This window comes from Bacillus pretiosus (genome assembly GCF_051294775.1).
Lineage (GTDB): Bacteria > Bacillota > Bacilli > Bacillales > Bacillaceae_G > Bacillus_A > Bacillus_A wiedmannii.
In genome coordinates, this window is record NZ_JBPPHF010000002.1 from 726,554 (window position 1) to 746,593 (window position 20,040).

The window sequence follows — 20,040 nt, forward strand, 5'->3', positions numbered from 1 at the left end:
CAGTATCGTTACCTCCTATTATCAAGCATTTATTTTACCCATCTTGATAAATTTATCGAAGCATTTAAATCTCTATCGTGATGGCTATTGCACCCAACACAGTCCCATTCACGAATCTTTAAACTCCACTGTCCTTTTGGTTGAACTGAATGGTCGTATTTTACTCCGCAACATGAACAAATCTTGCTTGAGGCGAACCATTTATCAGCTTTTACATACGCAATGCCATACTTCTCGCACTTGTATGACAAACATTGAAAGAAGAAGTTTAATTTTTGAAATGAAAATGCTTTCGATAGTTTTTTGTTTTTTAACAGGTTTGAGATAAATAAGTCTTCTACAACAATTCTCATTGGTTTGGTTTTCACCAATTTAGCTGTTGCTTGATGGATATGGTTATTTCGGATATTCGTAATTTTCCTAGATAACCGCAGGTGCTCAGTTTTAGCTTTTTCATATCCGGCAGATTGAATTTTTACACCTTTTTTAAATCTCCTAGACATATCTCTTTGTGCTGACTTTTTCCTTTTCAAAAGTTTTTTAACCTTGGCATCTTTATTTATATTTCGTTCTTTCATACCATTAGAAGCTACAAAAAGCTCTTTTAAACCAACATCCACACCAATCGACTCATTCGTTAGTTCTTGTAATTCAAAGTCTTCTTGGAATCCTACACTAATCCACCAGTAACGACCGTCAAATGCAACTCTTGGATTTGATGGTTTTTTATTTCTTGGTAGTTGTTGGCTTGTTTTCACTTCTCCAATGGACTGAATATGAACTACTTTCTTTCCTATAATCAGTCTTTCATAATTGGCATAAAATCCTTGGATTACATCTTTTTTGGATTTATAAGAAGTGTGAGAACCATTTTTGTACTTTTTGAACGAATTTTTTCTCGCCGTATCAAAATCTTTTGAAGCCTGTTTAGGAACTTGTGCATTAATGTCATGTAACCACTCATATCTCTTTCGCTTCTTGATCTTTGTAAATCGTTTCTGTAAAGCTAACTGTGAAACAGATTTTCCAAATAGCTTATAGTATCTATCACTCATTCTTTTACAATAGTTATAAGCAAATCTCGCAGCACCGGCATGATTTCTAAGTACTTTTTCTTGTTCAGGCGTTGGAATCAATCTAACTTTCTTCGCCAATATCATCAGAATTTAACTCCTTTAATGAAAGATTTGTTCTTCTGACTAGTAGCGTGTTCCACCAGCATTCTCCTGAGACTACTCGGATGCAAACCTGTTAATTCTGATACTTGACTAACTCGTGAAAATTTCATTATTATTCTCACTTCATTGAATCAACCATAACACGTACGTTCGATAGATTTAATTAACTTTAGTTATAATTGATTAAATAAATCGTAACAGTTGGTTATCCTTTACAATAAAAATCTGGATCGCATATGAGGGAAATACTTAATTTATCTTTTGAATTCTTCCATCAATAACTGGCTGAATTGGTTCTTTTAATTGTTTTACATAATCGACTAGCGCTTCAAAGTCGTTTGGACCAGTTTCTGAATTCTTCCCATTTTTAAATGATACGAATCCGTCACCGCCAGAAGCTAAGAAAGCATTCGCAACTACGCTATACGTTTTAGATGGAGATAACTCTTCGCCATTTGTTAAGCGTATATTCGTAACCTTTTCACCGCTTGGTTTATTTGCATCCCACGTATATTGAATACCTGAAATTTGAAGCATTCTTGTTGTTCCTTTTTGCCATTGTTGATTTAAAATGTCGCGAATATCTTGACCTGTTAAATCTACTTTAATCAATTGGTTTCCAAAAGGCTGAATGCCATATAATTCGCCCCAAGTAATGTCGCCAGCATCTAAGTCATTACGAATGCCACCAGGATTCATAAGTGCGATTTGAGCTTGCATCGTTTGACGCTGTGCGTCGGCAATTACATTCCCAAGAGTAGATTCACCAGCATCATTTTGTTTACGGTCGATAGGTGCTGTAGATTTTCCTACAACTTCATTTACAAGTGGTGCGATTGTTTCTTTATATTGATCTATTTTTTGTTTTACTTGTTTATCAGGTTCCACACCTTCATGATATGTTGTAATCACTTCAGCTTTTTTCTTTACAATATCTTTTGTTTTACGATCAATTGTTACATCTACGTCTGAGAAAGCTGTTCCATAAGAGTTCGCTTGGACGATTAGTTTATTATTTACAGTACCATTTACATACGTGTGACTATGTCCACCGAAAATAACATCAACTTCCGAGTCTGTTTCATTTGCAATTCGAGTAAGGTCTCCATTTGTCACGCCAGACTCATCAGTTGTTCCGCCGACATGGGCAAGGACGACGATGGATTTAACACCGAGACGCTTTAATTGTTGCGCTGATTTATTAATTGCTTCTACTTCGTCAGTGATCTGTACATTTTTAAGCATAGTAGGCATCACGACATTTGGCGTATCGGTTGTAACAACGCCAATGAATCCTACAGGAACACCATCTACCATTTTTACAGTAAATGGTGGTAAAAATAAGCGACCAGTTGATTTGTTATAGAAGTTAGCAGCGACATAAGGGAAGTTAGCACCTTTGAAATTACCTGTTTTCTCGTGATATCCACCGTAAATGAGGCGTTTCATTTCATCGATACCTTCATCAAATTCATGGTTTCCGATTGTACCAACATCGAATTTTAAGTCATTTAAAAATTCAATTGTTGGTTCATCTTGTAACAACGCTGAAACTGGTGGACTAGCTCCGACGATATCGCCAGCATGTACGAGAAGTGTATTAGGGTTTTGTTTTTTACGTTCTTTTAAATAAGTAGCTAAGTACTCAGCGCCACCAGCTTCTTTGTTATTAATTTTTTTAACAGTATCTAGTTGTCCATGGAAATCATTAATACCAAGCATTTGTACGTCTACGTAGCGGTTTTGTTCAGCTGGAGTCTGGGATGGGGGAGCGGCAAATACGCTTGAAAAAGTAATGGTGCTTAAAACGGCAACAGCAGGAATGATTTTTTTCCACATAATTTAATTCTCCTTTTTTATAATCTGACATCATACGACATAATTTTAATAGATTCATAGGATTATATCTATATAAAAATTTAGTTTTTTTCGAAAAATTAACATATTTACAAAAAGTGAATAATAGAGTAACGAACCTTTTTTATTGTCGAGTTCATTGTGTATCTACTATAATGGAGAAAAAAGTAAAAGGTGAGTAGCATGAAGAAAAAGAAACAAAGACAAATGCAAAGACAATCGCAAGTGAATAGACCAGAGAAAGAGTCGCTTACATTAGGCGATCAATTAAATGATTCACTCATGCAGCAATTAAAGAATAAGAAGAAAGAATTGCAAGTGAGAGAAGAAGAAAAAGAGGCAGCTGAACTGGAAAGAAAGCGCCGAGAACAAAAAGAACGTGAAAAAAATAAATCATTTGAAGAACTGTTAAGTGAAAGTAGCCTTACTTGGAAAGACTTTAAATAATATAAAAAATGATCAGTGCATACCGCTGATCATTTTTTTGACGAGCTTGTAAGAAAAGGGGAGTTTTAATGAGAAAAATTGTAGTCGTTCCGCATGAAAATCATTGGAATGAAAAATTTCAAATAGAGGTCGAACGATTAAAATCGGCGATGCCAGAAATGGTGAAAGTCCATCATATTGGAAGTACATCAGTGCCAGGACTGGCAGCTAAACCAATTATAGATATGATTATGGAAGTAGAGTGTATCGACAGAGTAGATCATTGGAATGAACGTTTTGAAGAGCTTGGTTATATCGTAAAAGGGGAAAATGGTATTTCAAGACGTCGTTATTTTATTCATGGAACTGAGGAAAAACGCTCGTATCACTTACACGTTTTTGAAAAAGGAAATCCTGAGATAGTAAGGCATTTAGCGTTTCGTGATTATATGATGGCTCATTGTGAAGAAGCAGAGGCATATGCAACCTTAAAGAAAGAATTAGCCGAAAAATATACATATGATGGCACGTTATATACGGAAGGAAAAAATGAGTTTGTGCGTAGTGTTGATGAAAAAGCGAAAGAATGGAGAAAAGGAAATATGAATAATTGAGTTTGCGTTTTAGTGTATAAAATTATTATGTAAACTGTACATATGTTTTGACTTTTTGGTTGAATCTTGTTGAAATAAAGTGGTAGCTTATAAAAAATGTAAGAATGAAAGGGAGACGACTGTGCACATTCCAACAACTACACTTCATAATGGCGTAAAAATGCCGATGATTGGTCTAGGCGTTTATAAAGCGAAAGAAGGCGATGAAGTAAAACAAGCAGTAAAAACAGCGTTAGAAGTTGGATATCGTTCGATTGATACAGCAACTGTATATGAAAATGAAAGCGGTGTCGGAGAAGCGGTTCGTGAATCAGGGATTCCGAGAGAAGACATATTTATTACAACAAAAGTTTGGAACGACGATCAAGGATACGAGGAAACACTTGAGGCGTTTGAAAAAAGCTTAAAGAAATTACAAATGGACTATGTAGATTTATATTTAATACATTGGCCAATAAGAGGGAAGTATGTCGATACGTACCGAGCGCTAGAAAAACTGTATGAAGAAGGTAAAGTGCGCGCAATTGGTGTTTCAAATTTTCATAAACATCATTTAGAACTGTTATTACCAAATTGTAAAGTGAAGCCGATGGTCAACCAAGTGGAACTTCATCCGATGTTAGCGCAATTTGAATTGCGTAATTTCTGTCAAGGTGAGCAAATTCAAATGGAAGCATGGAGCCCATTAATGAGAGGCGGGGAAGTATTCAAGAACCCGATTATTCAGGCCCTTGCTACGAAATATGAAAAAACACCTGCGCAAGTTATATTAAGATGGGATATTCAGAGCGGGGTAGTGACGATTCCTAAATCTGTTACACCATCTCGCATTAAGGAGAATTTTTCTATCTTTGATTTTTCATTAACGGAAGAAGAGATGACTCAAATTAATACGTTAAATCGTAATTTACATGTAGGAACGAATCCGGATAAATATGATACGCTATAAAAAGACGCTACCAGTATGGTAGCGTCTTTTTAACGATGTAAAGCGTAAGTATCACATTTAGCAATTTGCTGAAGTTGTATATATTGAGCTGTTGTTAACTGTGTTTGTTTACTAGCCTGGGCATTTTCTTTCAATTGCCCAATAGAGCTTGCACCAGGTATAACAGCTGCAACAGTTTCGTTATGTAAGCAATATTGAATAGCTGTTCCTGTTAAAGAGCTTTCTCCGATTATTTCTTTTACATTCGCAAGTGTCGCATATAATTCATCGTAAGAATAAGAAAGATAATTCTTTTCTTTTACTCTTTCTATCTTTCTTGCATTATTATCAGTTAAAATTCCTTTTGCAAGTGGCCCACGAGCAATAATGCTAATTTGATGTTCACTTAGAAGTGGGAACCATTCTTCAGGGCGACGATTTAAAAGGCTATATTCCATTAGCACACTAACGATATTGGAACGTTTAGCATATTCACGGATAACATTTGGACGTATAGAAGAAATACCGTAATGACGAATAATACCTTCTTTTTTTAATTCTTCAAAGGCTTCAATTGTTTCATCTATTGGATCTTCAATCGTCCCGCCGTGAAGTTGATAAAGATCAATATAATCAGTTTGGAGTCTACGTAAACTTTCTTTCACTTCAGCCTTTATGTAACTTTTAGAAGGATCCCAAGACCACCCGTTTTTTTCTTCTGTCCATCGATTTCCAACTTTTGTTGTAAGAACAATTTGGTCTCGTTTCCCTTTTAAGGCTTTTCCAACAAATTCTTCGTTTAATCCATAATCATATAAATCCGCTGTATCAAAAAAATTGATTCCTAAATCGATTGCTTCATCGATAATACGCATAGCTTCTGTTTCAGATGTACCGAGAGACATACAGCCAAGTCCCATTTCTGTCACAAACAAATCTGAGTTTCCTAATTGACGTTTTTTCATAGGTCAACCTCCTTACCTTTATTGTACGCAAGGGAAAAGAGGTTGACAAACGTTTACTTTTTATTTGCTGTAATCCACTCTTGTACAGTTGTATACTCTTTTCCATATTGTTTTAGCTTATGGCGAATTTGCCATGCTTTTCCGACTAAAGTGACGCGATTTGGTAAAATATAAACTTTCATTTCTATCACGCTCCTTTCAATGTGGTAAAATGTATGAGGAAAGAATAGGAAATAGAACAGGGAGATGAAGTAGTATGAGTAATCTTGCAGAGAGAACAGTAAAAACTGAACCGATTTTTGATGGTAGAGTTATAAAAGTTCGTGTTGATGATGTAGTATTACCAAATGGAGCAATGAGTAAACGTGAAATTGTAAATCACCCTGGTGCAGTTGCTATTATTGCTATTACTGATGAGGGGAAAATTGTGCTTGTCGAGCAGTATCGTAAAGCGCTTGAAAAGGCGATTATAGAAATTCCGGCCGGCAAGTTAGAACCTGGTGAAAAACCTGAGGTGACAGCAGTTCGTGAATTAGAAGAGGAAACAGGATATGTATGTGAAAATATGGAGCTTATTACTTCTTTCTATACATCTCCAGGATTTGCAGATGAAATTTTATATGTATATAAAGCGACAGGTTTGACGAAAAAAGAAAATAAAGCCGAGTTAGATGAAGATGAATTCGTAGAATTGATGGAAGTATCATTAGAAGAAGCGATTATTCTTATGAAAGATCTTCGTATTCATGATGCTAAGACGATGTTTGCAGTACAATATTTACAACTACAAAAATAAACACTCGCCAAAGGCGAGTGTTTTTTAATTGATTTTTGCGTATACGCGTGCATCACGTAAGCTACCATCTGGTGCTATGAAATCATTTTCCATTGTACCTTCTAGAATAAATTCTAAACGTTCTGCTAGGTTACATGCATTTGCATTTGTTGCATCAGTACGAATTTCAATTCTTCTAGCACTTAGCTTATCAAAGGCAAATTGAATGGCACCTTTAATGGCTTCAGTCATATAGCCTTGTTTTGTATAAGCACTATGCAGCCAGAAGTGAAGTGAAAACTTTGGAATATCCCAGTTTTCAGGCTTGAGCGTTATAGCTCCGATGAATGTACCAGATACTTTATCGTATAAGTGAAAATCAAGTGTTTCACGAAGTAAAAACTGCCCGTGAGCGTTACGAACGATTTCTTCAGCACTTTCTTCTGTTTCAGCGTTAATTGGCATCCATGGTACTAAGTCTTCTAGAGAAGCTTGGATTGCTTCATACACTTCTGCACCATCACCTGGAAATGGCTTACGAACTTGTAAGCGTTCAGTTTGAAATAATGTTGGAAAATCTAATAATAATGGTTTCAAGAGAAATCCCTCCTATTCTCTACTTTTTAGTTTAGCAAAGTAGAGCGGAATTTCAATGTTAATTCGTCATACTTTTTTCTTTCTTTCATACATTTTTAGTAAGAGTGTGAACGGAGGGAAGAAAAATGTGGAGAAAAACTTGGCAAGACCGTGTAATGTCTCACATACAGGAAAACTCTTCATTATATATATTTAACGCTGTTTTATTATTGATGGGAGTAATATTTGGGGCCATTCTTGTAAATAGTTTACAATTAAATCAAAAACAAGATTTATCATTTTATTTACAACGTTTTTTTGGACAAGTTTCTAAAGGAGAATTTGCTGTTGCGAGCGAAATGTTTCGAGAAAGTTACTTTTCGCAATTAAAATACATTGGATTTATTTGGATTTTGGGGATTTCAATTATTGGATTGCCACTTATTTTTATTTTATTATTTGTAAAAGGAGTAGTTGTCGGATTTACAGTAGGTTTTTTAGTAAGTCAGCATGGATGGAATGGATTATTATTAGCATTCGTTTCTGTATTGCCACAAAATCTCATTATTATTCCAGTATTTCTCGTTATGACAACAATTGCCGCAAGCTTTTCCTTACGGATGATTAGACATCAATTTATTCGGAAAATAACCGAACCGCTATTACCATTATTAATTCGTTATACATGCTTCTTTCTTGTAATCGGAGTAGTGTTAGCTCTTGCTTCTAGTGTAGAAGCTTATGCATCACCAGTTTTAATGAAAGAAGTCGTTGAGGCTATTAATAAACAATAAATACTTTTTGAGAATAATTATCAATTTGTTTTTATTGTTTTTCTTTTGACAGAAGCCCTTCTTCTGATATAATGGTGTAAGAGTGGCGAGGAGGGAGTAGTACCGAATGGAAGAAAGAATTGAACGAATTAAGAAGCAATTACATGCAGCGAGCTACAAATTAACACCGCAACGTGAAGCAACAGTTCGTGTGCTGCTAGAAAATGAAGAAGATCATTTAAGCGCAGAAGATGTTTACCTCCTTGTAAAAGAAAAGTCGCCAGAGATCGGATTAGCAACCGTCTATCGAACTTTAGAACTATTATCTGAGTTAAAAGTTGTCGATAAGATTAACTTCGGAGACGGTGTTTCACGCTATGACTTACGCCAAGAAGGTGCGCAGCGTTTCCACCATCATTTGATTTGTACACAATGTGGTGCTGTACAAGAAATACAAGAAGATTTACTTGGTGAAGTGGAAAGGAAAGTAGAACATGACTGGAGCTTTAAGGTGAAGGATCATCGTTTAACATTCCATGGGATTTGTAAAAATTGTCAAGAAAATGAAACGGATGAAAAATAACCTTTTCCTATTTAACTAGGAAGAGGTTTTTTATTTGAATAAGGTATAAATTGGTGAAAGCTTGGCATATGTTGTAATAACTTATATTTTGGAGGAATTTACAATGCGCCGAGCTTTAAAATTAACTTTTGATGGGATAAAAGTATTTTTATTATTTACAAGTTGTACGATTTTGTTTTATTTCGCTATACTATGGATAAATGAAGAATATGAAAGCTATCATCGTTATGAAAAGCCAAAAGAAGAGACTGTAGAAAAAGTATCAGGGAATGAAGAGCCGGCAAAGGATGCTTTCGTAAATAGAATGATGTTTTTCTATGAAAATGGGGAGTAGTGTAGATTGGAAGATCAATTAAAAGATTTTATTCATTATATGGTTGTCGAAAAAGGGCTAGCGAAAAATACAGTAGTATCTTATGAACGTGATTTAAAAAGTTATGTAAAGTATTTGCAAAATGTAGAACAGGCGAAAAGCTTTCATGAAGTAACACGCTTGCACATTGTTAATTTTCTGCAGCACTTAAAAGAAAACGGAAAATCTTCGAAAACATTAGCACGTCATATTGCATCGATTCGTTCGTTTCACCAATTTTTACTTCGTGAACGGGCGGTAGAGCACGACCCATCCGTACATATTGAAACGCCGCAAGGAGAACGGAAATTACCGAAAGTACTATCAATCGATGAAGTAGAGGCGTTACTTCAGACACCGAAAATGACGAGTGCTTTTGGGGTTCGTGACAAAGCGATGCTAGAGTTATTGTATGCAACAGGACTTCGTGTTTCGGAATTAATTGCCTTAAATTTAGAAGATGTACATTTAACGATGGGATTTGTTCGTTGCATAGGGAAAGGGAATAAAGAAAGAATTATTCCACTAGGAAGTTTAGCGACGGAAGCGATTCAAAAGTATATTGAAAAGGGAAGAAGAGAATTGATGGGTAAAAAAGTAGTAGATGCACTCTTTTTAAACCATCATGGGAATCGATTATCAAGACAAGGATTTTGGAAAATTTTAAAACGATTGGCGAAAGAAGCAAATATTGAAAAAGAGCTTACACCGCATACGTTGCGCCATTCTTTTGCTACGCATTTATTAGAAAATGGAGCAGACTTGCGTGCTGTGCAAGAAATGCTTGGACATGCAGATATTTCAACGACGCAAATTTATACGCATGTTTCAAAAGCTAGATTAAAAGATGTATATAAACAGTTTCATCCGAGAGCATAGTTACTATGCTCTTTTTTCATAGATTCAAAAGGCTACAGTACTTCACAAAAACTTCACAAACATTTCGTACATTGTTTTCAGCAGAAGACTAGAATATTACAATGTATTTCCTCTATACTAAATAAGGTATGAAGGAGGAAATGATGATGAAAAAACTTATTATGACTTTATTTATCGCGATGCTAGCATTGGCTGGCTGTAATACAAACAAAGAAGAACCGAAAAAAGAACAGAAACTAGAAGCTGTAAAAGTAGCAGTTCAAACAAATCCGAAAGAAATTAAACCTGGTGAAAAAACAGAAGTACAAGCACTTGTTACACAAGGAAAAGAAAAAGTAACAGATGCTGATGATGTAAAGTTTGAAATTTGGAAAGCTGGCGACGAAAAGCACGAGATGTTAGATGGTAAGCATAAAGGAAAAGGTGTTTATGCAGTAGAGAAAACGTTCGAGACGGATGGAGTATACCATATTATCGCTCACACAAATGCACGTGAAATGCATGTTATGCCAGAAGTAAAAGTGGCTGTAGGAAATGCGAAAGTAGAAGATGCGAAAAAAGAAAATAGTCATCACGGTGCAGGGCATGGCGATCATAAAAGCGATACAATGATCCATCTTATGGCTGGTGATATAAAAGCAAATGCTGAATCGACTATGAAAGTTCATTTAAAACAAAAAGAAGAAGCGTTAACTGGTGCTGAAGTACAACTTGAGATTTGGAAAGATGGTGTTGAAAAACACGAATTTATTCCAGCGAAAGAAGGAAATAAAGGAGAGTATGAAACGAAACATACTTTCAAAGAAAATGGTTCTTACAAAGTGAAAGTTCATGTTAAAAAAGGCGAACTACATGAACATAAAGAAGAAACAGTAGAAGTAAAATAAAAAGCAGCTCTTTAGAGCTGCTTTTTATTTTTATTCCGTAAACGTCCAATTGATGAGGGCTTATAATCAGTGGAGAAGAACTAAACTCCTACTAATCAAAGTTTCACTTTATATGAAGAAATAAATCACAAAATAATTAGCACTTATTTGTATAATGGATTACAATAGAAGTGTGAAGAAAATGAGAAATTCTACGAAAATGTATTAAAAAGAAAGCGTAAACATGTTATGATATCTGTATCAGATGTCTGACATCTGACTTAGAAAAAACTAGAAATGTTTTTGAGTCGTTTCGAAGTAAACGAAATAGGTTAGAGAATCAATTAAAGAAGTACTGTTTGACAATGAGAACGAAAGAGAATTCTTATGGAGAACAGTTTCACTTTATAGCGTTTTGAACATACTACAAGAAGTAGAACTGAACTTATAGGAGGTCGCAGTTATGAATAAATATAAACGTATATTCCTAGTCGTAATGGATTCTGTTGGAATCGGTGAAGCACCAGATGCTGAGCAATTTGGTGATTTAGGATCTGACACAATTGGTCACATTGCTGAACATATGAATGGGTTACAAATGCCTAACATGGTGAAATTAGGTCTTGGTAACATTCGTGAAATGAAAGGTATCTCTAAAGTAGAAAAACCACTTGGATATTATACAAAAATGGAAGAGAAATCTACTGGTAAAGATACAATGACAGGTCATTGGGAAATTATGGGTCTTTACATTGATACACCATTCCAAGTTTTCCCTGAAGGCTTCCCGAAAGAATTACTTGATGAATTAGAAGAAAAAACAGGTCGTAAAATCATCGGTAATAAACCAGCTTCTGGAACTGAGATTCTTGATGAGCTTGGTCAAGAGCAAATGGAAACAGGATCTTTAATCGTTTACACTTCTGCTGATAGCGTATTACAAATCGCAGCACACGAAGAAGTAGTGCCGCTTGATGAGTTATATAAAATTTGTAAAATTGCACGTGAATTAACATTAGATGAGAAATACATGGTAGGTCGCGTTATCGCTCGTCCATTCGTTGGTGAGCCTGGAAACTTTACACGTACACCAAACCGTCATGATTATGCATTAAAACCATTCGGCCGTACGGTAATGAATGAATTAAAAGATAGTGACTACGATGTTATTGCTATCGGTAAAATCTCTGACATATATGATGGTGAAGGTGTAACTGAGTCACTTCGTACGAAGTCTAATATGGATGGAATGGATAAGCTTGTAGATACATTAAATATGGACTTTACAGGTCTTAGCTTCTTGAACTTAGTTGACTTTGATGCATTATTTGGACACCGCCGTGATCCACAAGGATACGGAGAAGCTCTGCAAGAGTATGATGCTCGTCTTCCAGAAGTATTCGAAAAACTAAAAGAAGATGATTTATTATTAATTACAGCAGACCACGGTAATGATCCAGTTCACCACGGTACTGATCATACACGTGAATATGTACCGTTATTAGCATATAGCCCAAGCATGAAAGATGGCGGACAAGAATTATCAATTCGTCAAACATTTGCTGATATTGGTGCAACGGTAGCAGAAAACTTCGGCGTGAAAATGCCAGAACACGGAACAAGCTTCTTAAACGAGCTAAAGAAATAGGGGGATAAACAAATGAATCGTGAACTTATTACAAAATCAGCTTCATACTTAAAAGAGAAATTTCAAGAAACGCCACAAGTAGGACTAATCCTTGGATCTGGACTAGGTGTATTAGCAGATGAAATCGAGAACGCAGTAACAGTACCTTACAGTGAAATCCCTGAATTCCCAGTATCAACTGTAGAAGGTCATGCAGGTCAACTAGTATTCGGTACACTTCAAGGTGTAACAGTAGTAGCAATGCAAGGACGTTTCCACTTCTATGAAGGATACGACATGCAAAAAGTAACATTCCCAGTTCGTGTTATGAAAGAACTAGGTGTAGAAACAGTTGTTGTAACAAATGCAGCTGGTGGTGTAAATACATCATTTGAGCCAGGCGATCTTATGTTAATTTCAGACCACATTAACTTCATGGGTACAAATCCATTAATCGGACCGAATGATTCTGAAATGGGCGTACGTTTCCCTGATATGTCTACATCATATACGACAGAACTTCGTGAAATGGCGAAACAAGTTGCAGCGGACTTAAATATTAAAGTACAAGAAGGTGTATACGTTGGAATGACAGGTCCTGTATATGAAACACCTGCTGAAATTCGTATGCTTCGTACACTTGGCGGAGATGCAGTTGGTATGTCAACAGTACCTGAAGTAATTGTAGCGCGTCATGCTGGTATGAAAGTACTTGGTATTTCTTGTATTTCAAATATGGCAGCTGGTATTTTAGATCAGCCACTTCACCACGATGAAGTAATCGAAACGACAGAACGTGTTAAAGCTAACTTCTTAGCATTAGTAAAAGCAATCGTAAAACAAATGAAGGGGTGACCTCACAATGAGAATGGTGGACCTAATTGCAAAAAAACGTGACGGACATGCATTAACGACAGAAGAAATTAACTTTATTGTTGAAGGATATACGAATGGTGATATTCCTGATTATCAAGTAAGTTCACTTGCAATGGCAATTTTCTTCCAAGATATGAACGATCAAGAGCGTGCTGATTTAACAATGGCAATGGTAAATAGCGGTGATACAATCGACTTATCAGCTATTGAAGGAGTAAAAGTAGATAAGCACTCAACAGGTGGCGTTGGTGATACAACAACACTTGTATTAGGTCCATTAGTAGCTGCTTTAGGTGTACCGGTTGCAAAAATGTCTGGACGTGGTTTAGGACATACTGGTGGTACAATTGATAAATTAGAAGCAGTTCCAGGATTCCATGTTGAAATCGAAAATGATGAATTCATGCGTCTTGTAAATGAAAACAAAATCGCAGTTATTGGTCAAAGTGGAAACTTAACACCTGCGGATAAAAAATTGTATGCACTTCGTGATGTAACGGCAACAGTAAACTCAATTCCGCTTATTGCAAGCTCGATTATGAGTAAAAAAATTGCTGCTGGTGCAGATGCAATTGTTCTTGATGTAAAAACTGGAGCAGGTGCATTTATGAAAACAGATGAAGATGCAAAACGTTTAGCAGAAGCAATGGTGCGCATTGGTAATAACGTTGGTCGTAATACGATGGCTGTTATTTCTGATATGAGTCAACCACTTGGTGAGGCGATTGGTAACGCACTTGAAGTACAAGAAGCAATTGATACGTTACAAGGTAAGGGGCCGAAAGATTTAGAAGAGTTATGTTTAACACTTGGAAGTCAAATGGTATACCTTGCTGGACAAGCTTCATCTTTAGAAGATGCACGTGAGAAATTAATTGAAGTAATGAACAACGGTAAAGCGCTAGAATCATTTAAAACGTTCTTATCAGCGCAAGGCGGCGATGCTTCTGTTGTTGATGATCCTTCTAAATTACCACAAGCACAGTTTAAAATTGAAGTAGAAGCGAAGGAAGACGGTTATGTATCAGAAATCGTTGCAGATGAAATCGGAACAGCAGCAATGCTTTTAGGAGCAGGACGTGCGACGAAGGAATCTGAAATTGATTTAGCAGTTGGCTTAATGCTTCGCAAAAAAGTAGGGGACAGCGTGAAAAAAGGTGAATCCCTTGTTACAATTTACGCAAACCGTGAAAATGTGGACGATGTAAAAACAAAAATTTATGAGAACATGAAGATTGCTAACGAACATGTAGATGCACCAACATTAGTGCACGGCATCGTTACCGAATAATAAAAAAGGGCCAAGGAGTATTTCTCCTTGGCTTTTTTTGCTATTTTTTGTTTATAATAATAATGGGTGAAATTATGATTAGAATTTGTGCAATAACAAAAACAGATGAAGTATTATATGATGTTTCGCTAGAAGAAACAACGAAAGACCATATTGTATGGTATTGGCTAGATTTATATAAGCCAACGAAAGAAGAGTATACATACATTTTGCAAGATCATTTTAAGTTCCATCCCCTTGCAATTGAAGACTGTATAGAATATGTACAGAGACCAAAAGTTGATTTTTATGATGGATATAACTTTTTAGTTCTTCATGCATTTGGTGAGGATGGATTAGAACCGCACGAGATTGATTTATTTATTAGTGATCGTTTTATTGTTTCTTTCCACTTTTCTCATAACAATGCAATCGAAAGAGTGTGGAAAACACTTGGGGAAAAGAAGCGTATTAAAAATAGTCCTTTACACGTAGCGCATACAATTATCGACCAAATTGTAGATGACTATTTTGCGCCTGTATATTACATTGAGGATCATTTAAATGCAATTGATGATAATTTAACGGGTGAGACAGCAGGAAGTGTATTAGAAGAAGTATTTGATATACGTACAGATTTATCGAAGCTAAGGCGCACAATCATTCCGATGCGTGATTTATTGTATCGTATTTTAAATTCGACTCGTTTTTACGGTATAAGTGATCATGAGATTTATTTTAAAGATATACATGACCATTTGCTTAAACTGACAGAAATGATTGAAGCAAGCCGCGAGTTAACGGCAGATATTCGGGATAGCTATTTTTCATTAAACTCACATCATATGAATAACATTATGAAAACATTAACTGTATTCTCGACTATTTTCATGCCATTAACATTTATTGCGGGAGTATACGGAATGAACTTTACGCATATGCCAGAGCTTGGTGGACAATATAGTTATTTTATTTGTCTACTTCTAATGGCGCTAATTGGCGGTGGGATGATGGCTTGGTTTTATAAAAAAGGATGGTTTAAGTAAAAAAACACCGAGGAAAATTCCTCGGTGTTTTTACTTAACCAATAGCATGTAATACGAACATGGCTAAGAATAAGCATGTAACGATATACATAGACGGTGCGACTTCTTTACGCTTTCCAAGAGCAACTTTTAAGATAGGATAAGCAATAAATCCGAACGCAATGCCATCAGCGATACTATATGTGAGCGGGATCATGACGATAATTAAGAACGCTGGAAATCCTTCTGAAAAATCGTTCAGAGGAATTTGCTGAATGCTTGTAATCATCAGGCCGCCAATAATAATTAAGATTGGTGCAATGGCACTATCAGGAATTAGTTTCACAAACGGAAGTGCAAACAGTGATGCGAAGAATAACAACCCTGTAACGATAGACGTCAGACCTGTCTTTCCGCCTGCAGTAATACCTGCAGCACTCTCTACTGTTGATACGGTAGGGCTTGTGCCAAATAGACCACATGTCATTGCTGAAATTGCATTGGCTTGGTAAGCACGTGGGAATTTACGGTCATCTTCTAATAAACCGTGCAGAAGTCCCATGTTCTCAAAAATAAGCACCATGCTTAAGGAGAATGTTGCAATCCAAAACGGTAAGGAAGAAAGTTTGCCAAATGACATAGCTCCAAACACATCGCCGTAATTAGCGAATGAGAATGAACTATTTCCGATTTGACTTGTATCAACAAGACCAAATAGCCATGCAATACCAGTTCCTATTGCAATCGTCCATAAAAAGCTTCCACGTACGTTACGAATAAATAGTACAAGTGCAACGATAAGAGTAAGTAGTGTCGCAAGAACGACAGGGTTACTTAATTTACCCATTGCAACAGCAGTATTTGGATTCGAAACGACTAAACCACCTTTTTGCAATCCGATAAATGCTAAAAATAATCCGATGCCGACAGTAATAGCTTCCTTTAATGACTTTGGAATCGATACTGAAAGCAAGCGAGCGATTGGTGTAAACGCAGCAATTGCAAAAATAATACCAGAGATGAAGACAGCTGCTAATGCTTCCTGCCAAGCTAATCCGAGCGTATGCACAGCAGTGTACGTGAAGAATGCATTTACGCCCATACCAGGGACAAGAATAGCAGGTGCATTTGCCCAAAATGCCATGAGCAGACATCCGACAAATGAACTGAAAACAGTTGCTAAAATTCCAGCTTCAAGAGGAATGCCAGCATCCGATAAAATTGATGCATTTACAATCATAATATATACGATTGTGAAAAATGACGTAACTCCAGCTAAAACTTCTTGTTTTGGTGATGTTTCGTGTAAACCTAATTTAAATGTTCTTTCAAGTATTCCTTTCATGTTAAACCTTCTTTTTCATATCCCTCTCCCACCCGTGATATCTCTTTTGTAAGAGCTCACCGTCCTTTATTATATCAGAACATCATGTTTTTACAACAAGGAAAATGATAACGTTTACTTATAAAAGAAATTATTTATAAATACGTAAAAATGGCTCGTATTGTTGAAATGATTTCTAATTCTCCTGATTGAATGGGCGGAGCTGCTTGCGCATGTAAAGTAGCATAGGACGTCACTTCCCGTGGTAATTGGGCGGATTCTTCAACGAATGAGAGTGGAACTGGATTAATGTTTAAATTGTATGTACTCGCAATAGCACGAGCTTTTTCTACCGCTTGTTGCAGAGCTTGAATAAGAGCTTGCTCATAATATTTATTTGGATGAGATATTCGAAAACGTAACCCTTTTGCTAAGTTTGCTCCATTTGAAACGGCTATATCATATACTTCCCCTGCTTTTTGTACATTTAAAACGGTAATTTCATACAAATGTTCCACACGATATCCTTGTAGTAATGCTTTATCATTTACATATTCGTACTGGGGCGTAATCGTATATGAAATGGTTTCTATATTTTTTTCGGCAATACCTAGTTGTTTTAGTGCATCCAATAATTGTTTTGATTGCACTGCATTCTCTTCTTGTGCCTGTTTTACATTTTTATGATCTGTACGAATACCAATCGTTAATATAACAACATTTGGTTTTGCTTTTACAACGCCTTCACCTTGCACCGTAATGGTAGCTTCTTTACCAGTATTAGCTGTACGTACGTTGTGTAAATAAGGATTCATTCCACCTTGCATCTTCCATCACCATCCTTATTTATATGTATATGTGTGAACAAAAAAGAAATTTGTATGAAAAAGTTACATAAATGAGAATGTTAAAGAAAGAAAGCATATACAATAAGGGTATTTATAGATTATAATATGTGTAAATATGATAAAAAAGGGACGAGGCTAGTGAACGAAAAAAGAGAAACACTGATTTTAGAGTTATCCGGATCATTTCGAAAGATGATACGTTTATTACAAAATGATATTAATACACGTTTTGCAGAACATATGCCATACAATGAATTTTCTGTATTACGCGCGTTATTTTTAAAGAGTCCACAGATGGCTTCGCAAATTGCGAGTGAAGTAAACGTAACCTCTAGTCATATTACAGCTGTTACTGATCGTCTCGTACGAAAAGGGTTTGTAGAAAGAAAGCGTTCAAATTCAGACCGTCGTATCGTGTACCTAGAAATTACAGAACACGGAAGAGAAGTAACTGAAAAACTTGAAGCTGTGCGTAAAGAATATTATAAAGAGAAATTTAAAGGTTGGAGCGACCAAGAAATCGAAATGGTGTTAGAGCTATTTGGCCGCGTATTATAATAAATGAGGATAGGAAGCGAAAGCTTTCCTATCCTTTTTCTTTTGAATAAAAACATTTTGAAACTCCAATACTTTAATTAAAAAGAATCGGAGTGAAAAATTATGAAACGTATTTGTATGCTTTTCATTATGATTGGAAGTTTTTTCTGCTTTAATCAATTCGTGGACGCTGCAACGCCTCTTCAAGTCGTTCAGAAAGAATTACAACATATTTCAAATAAGCAACCTGTTTTATATTCAAAACTATGGATTCGTTCTATGCAGAATGCTATTTTATTTCATCATAGTGATAACATTCGGCATGAAGATACGATAAGCAATGTGACAAAGTCTTCTCTTATAAAAGTAAAACAACTTCCACTTCAGAAAGCATCACAGTACATCCCGAGATTATCGCAATATATTTCTAAGTTTGAAGCTGAGAATGTGCAAGTGTATTATGTTGCAGCTCGTTATGAAGTGAAAAAAGAAAATCCGTATCAGTTAAATGGAATGAATTATTTTATGCAAGTGTTTATTCAACAAGTGGGAGAATGGAGAATTGCTGAAAGCATAGTTGCTCCAACAGATCAAATCGTGGCAAATGGTGACGGGTTTGGAATGAAGCAAGAAAAAGAGTATGGGAAAAGAAGAGAGAATGTGAAATAACCTCCTCAATAAGAGGAGGTTATTTTATTTAAAATTCCAATAGACTTTCCATTTTAATATTTTTGGTAGGAAGAAATACGTAATGAAGCTAGTCACTAAAAATCCGATGTAAAAGCTGGACAATGACTGCTTGTGACTTAGTATTAAACCTCCAACGATCCCACCAAAGAAAATCGCACAAGCTAAAACTACTTTTTGTAGTTTTGGATATAGTAAGTAGTTACCATTTCGCTCATTGGCTGAACGGGCATATAAATATATACCGAGTGGTAATAAAACAATGATATGTGCGATAGATCCAATCAATGTTTTTGCTGGTGGAATCTTTGTAAAGTTTGGTTCGTTATGACGCACTCCATTCTGATCGGTATAAGCGCTTTGTGGATCATAATTAAAGTCAATATAAAAATCTTCTGCTGGACTAGAAATACGTATGTTTTCCATCACATTATGTATAAGACTTTTGTCCTCATGAAATTCAGTGTTTGAGTGAACAACAATGACTCCTGAGATAAGTGATGGAAGTAAAGCTGGGAAGAATAGTATAACTGCAGTGAGAAATCCTTGCGATATAATATTCCCTGCAATGGTTCCTACACATAAGGCAAGTGTATAAATTGCGAATAATACAATTAACATGTATATAAAGTAACTATGAAATGGGGAGAATACTTGATATTTATTATGAAAAGTCAACTTTTTCATAATAGCAAATAGTCCCCAGTTTAAAACGACAACAGCGGCGATATTACAGAGTCCAAACAACCATTTCGTTATATAGAGGTGTGAACGTTTAAATGGCATAGACCATAACAAGTCACTATAGTTATTTTGTCTTTCCCAGCCGATTAATGTACAGGCCAGAACGATAAGTGCAGCACCTTGAAATATGACAGGTTCCATAAGTGATAAATCAAAATTGTAATGATATATAATTTTCGATTCTTTATTCATATTTAGAAAATATTGCTGTTGAATAGAAGTCATATAGTATTTATATGACAAAGTATAGAAGCTGACGAGCCAAAATAACCATACAACATATTTACTTTGTTGATATGTTCTTAGCCACAGTGCTTTTTGAAACATAGG

The 20,040-nt window shown here is 35.8% G+C and carries 23 protein-coding genes; 15 read left to right on the forward strand and 8 right to left on the reverse strand.

The annotated features are described in order from the left end of the window. Positions 1 to 29 precede the first annotated feature (29 nt). Together ACSG5Z_RS12070 and ACSG5Z_RS12075 are read right to left on the reverse strand one after the other, a co-directional pair. On the reverse strand, positions 30 to 1,160 hold the full coding sequence (locus tag ACSG5Z_RS12070; RefSeq protein WP_435711490.1) for an RNA-guided endonuclease InsQ/TnpB family protein: 1,131 nt from the start codon (positions 1,158 to 1,160) through the stop codon (positions 30 to 32). 267 nt (positions 1,161 to 1,427) lie between these two features. Next, positions 1,428 to 3,017, reverse strand: a complete 1,590-nt coding sequence (locus ACSG5Z_RS12075) for a bifunctional metallophosphatase/5'-nucleotidase (RefSeq protein WP_088123356.1) — start codon at positions 3,015 to 3,017, stop codon at positions 1,428 to 1,430. A gap of 201 nt (positions 3,018 to 3,218) precedes the next feature. Here ACSG5Z_RS12075 and ACSG5Z_RS12080 point away from each other — a divergent pair, with 201 nt between their 5' ends. The 3 genes from ACSG5Z_RS12080 (at position 3,219) to ACSG5Z_RS12090 (ending at position 5,024) form a co-directional block, all read left to right on the forward strand. Further along, on the forward strand, positions 3,219 to 3,482 hold the full coding sequence (locus tag ACSG5Z_RS12080) for a YqkE family protein (RefSeq protein ID WP_000727564.1): 264 nt from the start codon (positions 3,219 to 3,221) through the stop codon (positions 3,480 to 3,482). A 68-nt stretch (positions 3,483 to 3,550) separates the two neighbouring features. Continuing rightward, complete coding sequence (locus tag ACSG5Z_RS12085) at positions 3,551 to 4,075, forward strand: GrpB family protein (protein WP_435711491.1); 525 nt, start codon at positions 3,551 to 3,553, stop codon at positions 4,073 to 4,075. 121 nt (positions 4,076 to 4,196) lie between these two features. Continuing rightward, positions 4,197 to 5,024, forward strand: coding sequence for an aldo/keto reductase (locus ACSG5Z_RS12090; protein WP_097907163.1), 828 nt, complete (start codon positions 4,197 to 4,199; stop codon positions 5,022 to 5,024). 29 nt (positions 5,025 to 5,053) lie between these two features. Here ACSG5Z_RS12090 and lolS read toward each other — a convergent pair whose 3' ends face one another. Both lolS and mciZ read right to left on the reverse strand, forming a co-directional pair. Next, positions 5,054 to 5,968: an aldo/keto reductase gene (gene lolS / locus ACSG5Z_RS12095; RefSeq protein WP_137013660.1), complete on the reverse strand. Its 915-nt coding sequence runs from the start codon at positions 5,966 to 5,968 to the stop codon at positions 5,054 to 5,056. A gap of 53 nt (positions 5,969 to 6,021) precedes the next feature. Continuing rightward, positions 6,022 to 6,150 carry a Z-ring formation inhibitor MciZ gene (mciZ, locus tag ACSG5Z_RS12100; protein ID WP_000870295.1) on the reverse strand — a complete coding sequence of 43 codons (129 nt, stop codon included), beginning with the start codon at positions 6,148 to 6,150 and terminating at the stop codon, positions 6,022 to 6,024. A 74-nt stretch (positions 6,151 to 6,224) separates the two neighbouring features. Here mciZ and ACSG5Z_RS12105 point away from each other — a divergent pair, with 74 nt between their 5' ends. After that, positions 6,225 to 6,764, forward strand: a complete 540-nt coding sequence (locus tag ACSG5Z_RS12105; RefSeq protein WP_000067040.1) for an NUDIX domain-containing protein — start codon at positions 6,225 to 6,227, stop codon at positions 6,762 to 6,764. Positions 6,765 to 6,788: 24 nt separating this feature from the next. Here the strand turns inward: ACSG5Z_RS12105 and ACSG5Z_RS12110 are convergent, their stop codons facing one another. Beyond that, complete coding sequence (locus ACSG5Z_RS12110) at positions 6,789 to 7,340, reverse strand: GNAT family N-acetyltransferase (protein ID WP_000803489.1); 552 nt, start codon at positions 7,338 to 7,340, stop codon at positions 6,789 to 6,791. A gap of 155 nt (positions 7,341 to 7,495) precedes the next feature. Between ACSG5Z_RS12110 and spoIIM the strand changes: the two genes are divergently transcribed. From spoIIM to corA, 9 genes are all read left to right on the forward strand, one after another. Continuing rightward, positions 7,496 to 8,113, forward strand: coding sequence for a stage II sporulation protein M (gene spoIIM, locus ACSG5Z_RS12115; RefSeq protein ID WP_223261357.1), 618 nt, complete (start codon positions 7,496 to 7,498; stop codon positions 8,111 to 8,113). A 106-nt stretch (positions 8,114 to 8,219) separates the two neighbouring features. Further along, positions 8,220 to 8,675 (forward strand): ferric iron uptake transcriptional regulator, encoded by a 456-nt coding sequence (gene fur, locus ACSG5Z_RS12120; RefSeq protein ID WP_000392655.1) that lies wholly within the window; start codon positions 8,220 to 8,222, stop codon positions 8,673 to 8,675. 103 nt (positions 8,676 to 8,778) lie between these two features. Then, positions 8,779 to 9,009, forward strand: a complete 231-nt coding sequence (locus ACSG5Z_RS12125; RefSeq protein WP_001250432.1) for a YqzK family protein — start codon at positions 8,779 to 8,781, stop codon at positions 9,007 to 9,009. Between the two features lie 6 nt (positions 9,010 to 9,015). Continuing rightward, on the forward strand, positions 9,016 to 9,906 hold the full coding sequence (gene xerD, locus ACSG5Z_RS12130) for a site-specific tyrosine recombinase XerD (RefSeq protein WP_000390083.1): 891 nt from the start codon (positions 9,016 to 9,018) through the stop codon (positions 9,904 to 9,906). 143 nt (positions 9,907 to 10,049) lie between these two features. Further along, positions 10,050 to 10,793, forward strand: coding sequence for a FixH family protein (locus ACSG5Z_RS12135; RefSeq protein WP_137013664.1), 744 nt, complete (start codon positions 10,050 to 10,052; stop codon positions 10,791 to 10,793). 442 nt (positions 10,794 to 11,235) lie between these two features. Beyond that, positions 11,236 to 12,420 (forward strand): phosphopentomutase, encoded by a 1,185-nt coding sequence (deoB, locus tag ACSG5Z_RS12140; protein WP_048546267.1) that lies wholly within the window; start codon positions 11,236 to 11,238, stop codon positions 12,418 to 12,420. A 12-nt stretch (positions 12,421 to 12,432) separates the two neighbouring features. Further along, positions 12,433 to 13,254: a purine-nucleoside phosphorylase gene (locus tag ACSG5Z_RS12145; protein ID WP_001078444.1), complete on the forward strand. Its 822-nt coding sequence runs from the start codon at positions 12,433 to 12,435 to the stop codon at positions 13,252 to 13,254. Positions 13,255 to 13,261: 7 nt separating this feature from the next. Further along, positions 13,262 to 14,566 (forward strand): pyrimidine-nucleoside phosphorylase, encoded by a 1,305-nt coding sequence (locus ACSG5Z_RS12150; RefSeq protein WP_435711492.1) that lies wholly within the window; start codon positions 13,262 to 13,264, stop codon positions 14,564 to 14,566. Between the two features lie 62 nt (positions 14,567 to 14,628). Next, positions 14,629 to 15,591 carry a magnesium/cobalt transporter CorA gene (corA, locus tag ACSG5Z_RS12155; RefSeq protein ID WP_060488448.1) on the forward strand — a complete coding sequence of 321 codons (963 nt, stop codon included), beginning with the start codon at positions 14,629 to 14,631 and terminating at the stop codon, positions 15,589 to 15,591. A 34-nt stretch (positions 15,592 to 15,625) separates the two neighbouring features. Here the strand turns inward: corA and ACSG5Z_RS12160 are convergent, their stop codons facing one another. Beyond that, positions 15,626 to 16,915 (reverse strand): NCS2 family permease, encoded by a 1,290-nt coding sequence (locus ACSG5Z_RS12160; RefSeq protein WP_060488352.1) that lies wholly within the window; start codon positions 16,913 to 16,915, stop codon positions 15,626 to 15,628. A 134-nt stretch (positions 16,916 to 17,049) separates the two neighbouring features. Next, complete coding sequence (locus ACSG5Z_RS12165) at positions 17,050 to 17,721, reverse strand: SIMPL domain-containing protein (protein WP_001161447.1); 672 nt, start codon at positions 17,719 to 17,721, stop codon at positions 17,050 to 17,052. Between the two features lie 159 nt (positions 17,722 to 17,880). On the opposite strand from ACSG5Z_RS12165, the gene ACSG5Z_RS12170 reads away from it, so the two are divergent. Together ACSG5Z_RS12170 and ACSG5Z_RS12175 are read left to right on the forward strand one after the other, a co-directional pair. After that, positions 17,881 to 18,300, forward strand: coding sequence for a MarR family winged helix-turn-helix transcriptional regulator (locus ACSG5Z_RS12170; protein WP_001003308.1), 420 nt, complete (start codon positions 17,881 to 17,883; stop codon positions 18,298 to 18,300). A gap of 102 nt (positions 18,301 to 18,402) precedes the next feature. Then, complete coding sequence (locus ACSG5Z_RS12175; RefSeq protein ID WP_435711493.1) at positions 18,403 to 18,948, forward strand: hypothetical protein; 546 nt, start codon at positions 18,403 to 18,405, stop codon at positions 18,946 to 18,948. 24 nt (positions 18,949 to 18,972) lie between these two features. On the opposite strand, the gene ACSG5Z_RS12180 is transcribed toward ACSG5Z_RS12175, so the two are convergent. Beyond that, positions 18,973 to 20,037 carry an ABC transporter permease gene (locus ACSG5Z_RS12180; protein ID WP_060488355.1) on the reverse strand — a complete coding sequence of 355 codons (1,065 nt, stop codon included), beginning with the start codon at positions 20,035 to 20,037 and terminating at the stop codon, positions 18,973 to 18,975. Positions 20,038 to 20,040: the final 3 nt, after the last annotated feature.

Bases quoted from the DNA above. Each gene is read 5' to 3' on its own strand.
- ACSG5Z_RS12070 (WP_435711490.1), bottom strand. From the start codon at position 1,160: ATGATATTGGCGAAGAAAGTTAGATTGATTCCAACGCCTGAACAAGAA.
- ACSG5Z_RS12075 (WP_088123356.1), bottom strand. From the start codon at position 3,017: ATGTGGAAAAAAATCATTCCTGCTGTTGCCGTTTTAAGCACCATTACT.
- ACSG5Z_RS12080 (WP_000727564.1), top strand. From the start codon at position 3,219: ATGAAGAAAAAGAAACAAAGACAAATGCAAAGACAATCGCAAGTGAAT.
- ACSG5Z_RS12085 (WP_435711491.1), top strand. From the start codon at position 3,551: ATGAGAAAAATTGTAGTCGTTCCGCATGAAAATCATTGGAATGAAAAA.
- lolS (WP_137013660.1), bottom strand. From the start codon at position 5,968: ATGAAAAAACGTCAATTAGGAAACTCAGATTTGTTTGTGACAGAAATG.
- mciZ (WP_000870295.1), bottom strand. From the start codon at position 6,150: ATGAAAGTTTATATTTTACCAAATCGCGTCACTTTAGTCGGAAAAGCA.
- ACSG5Z_RS12105 (WP_000067040.1), top strand. From the start codon at position 6,225: ATGAGTAATCTTGCAGAGAGAACAGTAAAAACTGAACCGATTTTTGAT.
- spoIIM (WP_223261357.1), top strand. From the start codon at position 7,496: ATGTCTCACATACAGGAAAACTCTTCATTATATATATTTAACGCTGTT.
- fur (WP_000392655.1), top strand. From the start codon at position 8,220: ATGGAAGAAAGAATTGAACGAATTAAGAAGCAATTACATGCAGCGAGC.
- ACSG5Z_RS12125 (WP_001250432.1), top strand. From the start codon at position 8,779: ATGCGCCGAGCTTTAAAATTAACTTTTGATGGGATAAAAGTATTTTTA.
- ACSG5Z_RS12135 (WP_137013664.1), top strand. From the start codon at position 10,050: ATGATGAAAAAACTTATTATGACTTTATTTATCGCGATGCTAGCATTG.
- deoB (WP_048546267.1), top strand. From the start codon at position 11,236: ATGAATAAATATAAACGTATATTCCTAGTCGTAATGGATTCTGTTGGA.
- ACSG5Z_RS12145 (WP_001078444.1), top strand. From the start codon at position 12,433: ATGAATCGTGAACTTATTACAAAATCAGCTTCATACTTAAAAGAGAAA.
- ACSG5Z_RS12150 (WP_435711492.1), top strand. From the start codon at position 13,262: ATGAGAATGGTGGACCTAATTGCAAAAAAACGTGACGGACATGCATTA.
- corA (WP_060488448.1), top strand. From the start codon at position 14,629: ATGGGTGAAATTATGATTAGAATTTGTGCAATAACAAAAACAGATGAA.
- ACSG5Z_RS12160 (WP_060488352.1), bottom strand. From the start codon at position 16,915: ATGAAAGGAATACTTGAAAGAACATTTAAATTAGGTTTACACGAAACA.
- ACSG5Z_RS12165 (WP_001161447.1), bottom strand. From the start codon at position 17,721: ATGCAAGGTGGAATGAATCCTTATTTACACAACGTACGTACAGCTAAT.
- ACSG5Z_RS12175 (WP_435711493.1), top strand. From the start codon at position 18,403: ATGAAACGTATTTGTATGCTTTTCATTATGATTGGAAGTTTTTTCTGC.
- ACSG5Z_RS12180 (WP_060488355.1), bottom strand. From the start codon at position 20,037: ATGTTTCAAAAAGCACTGTGGCTAAGAACATATCAACAAAGTAAATAT.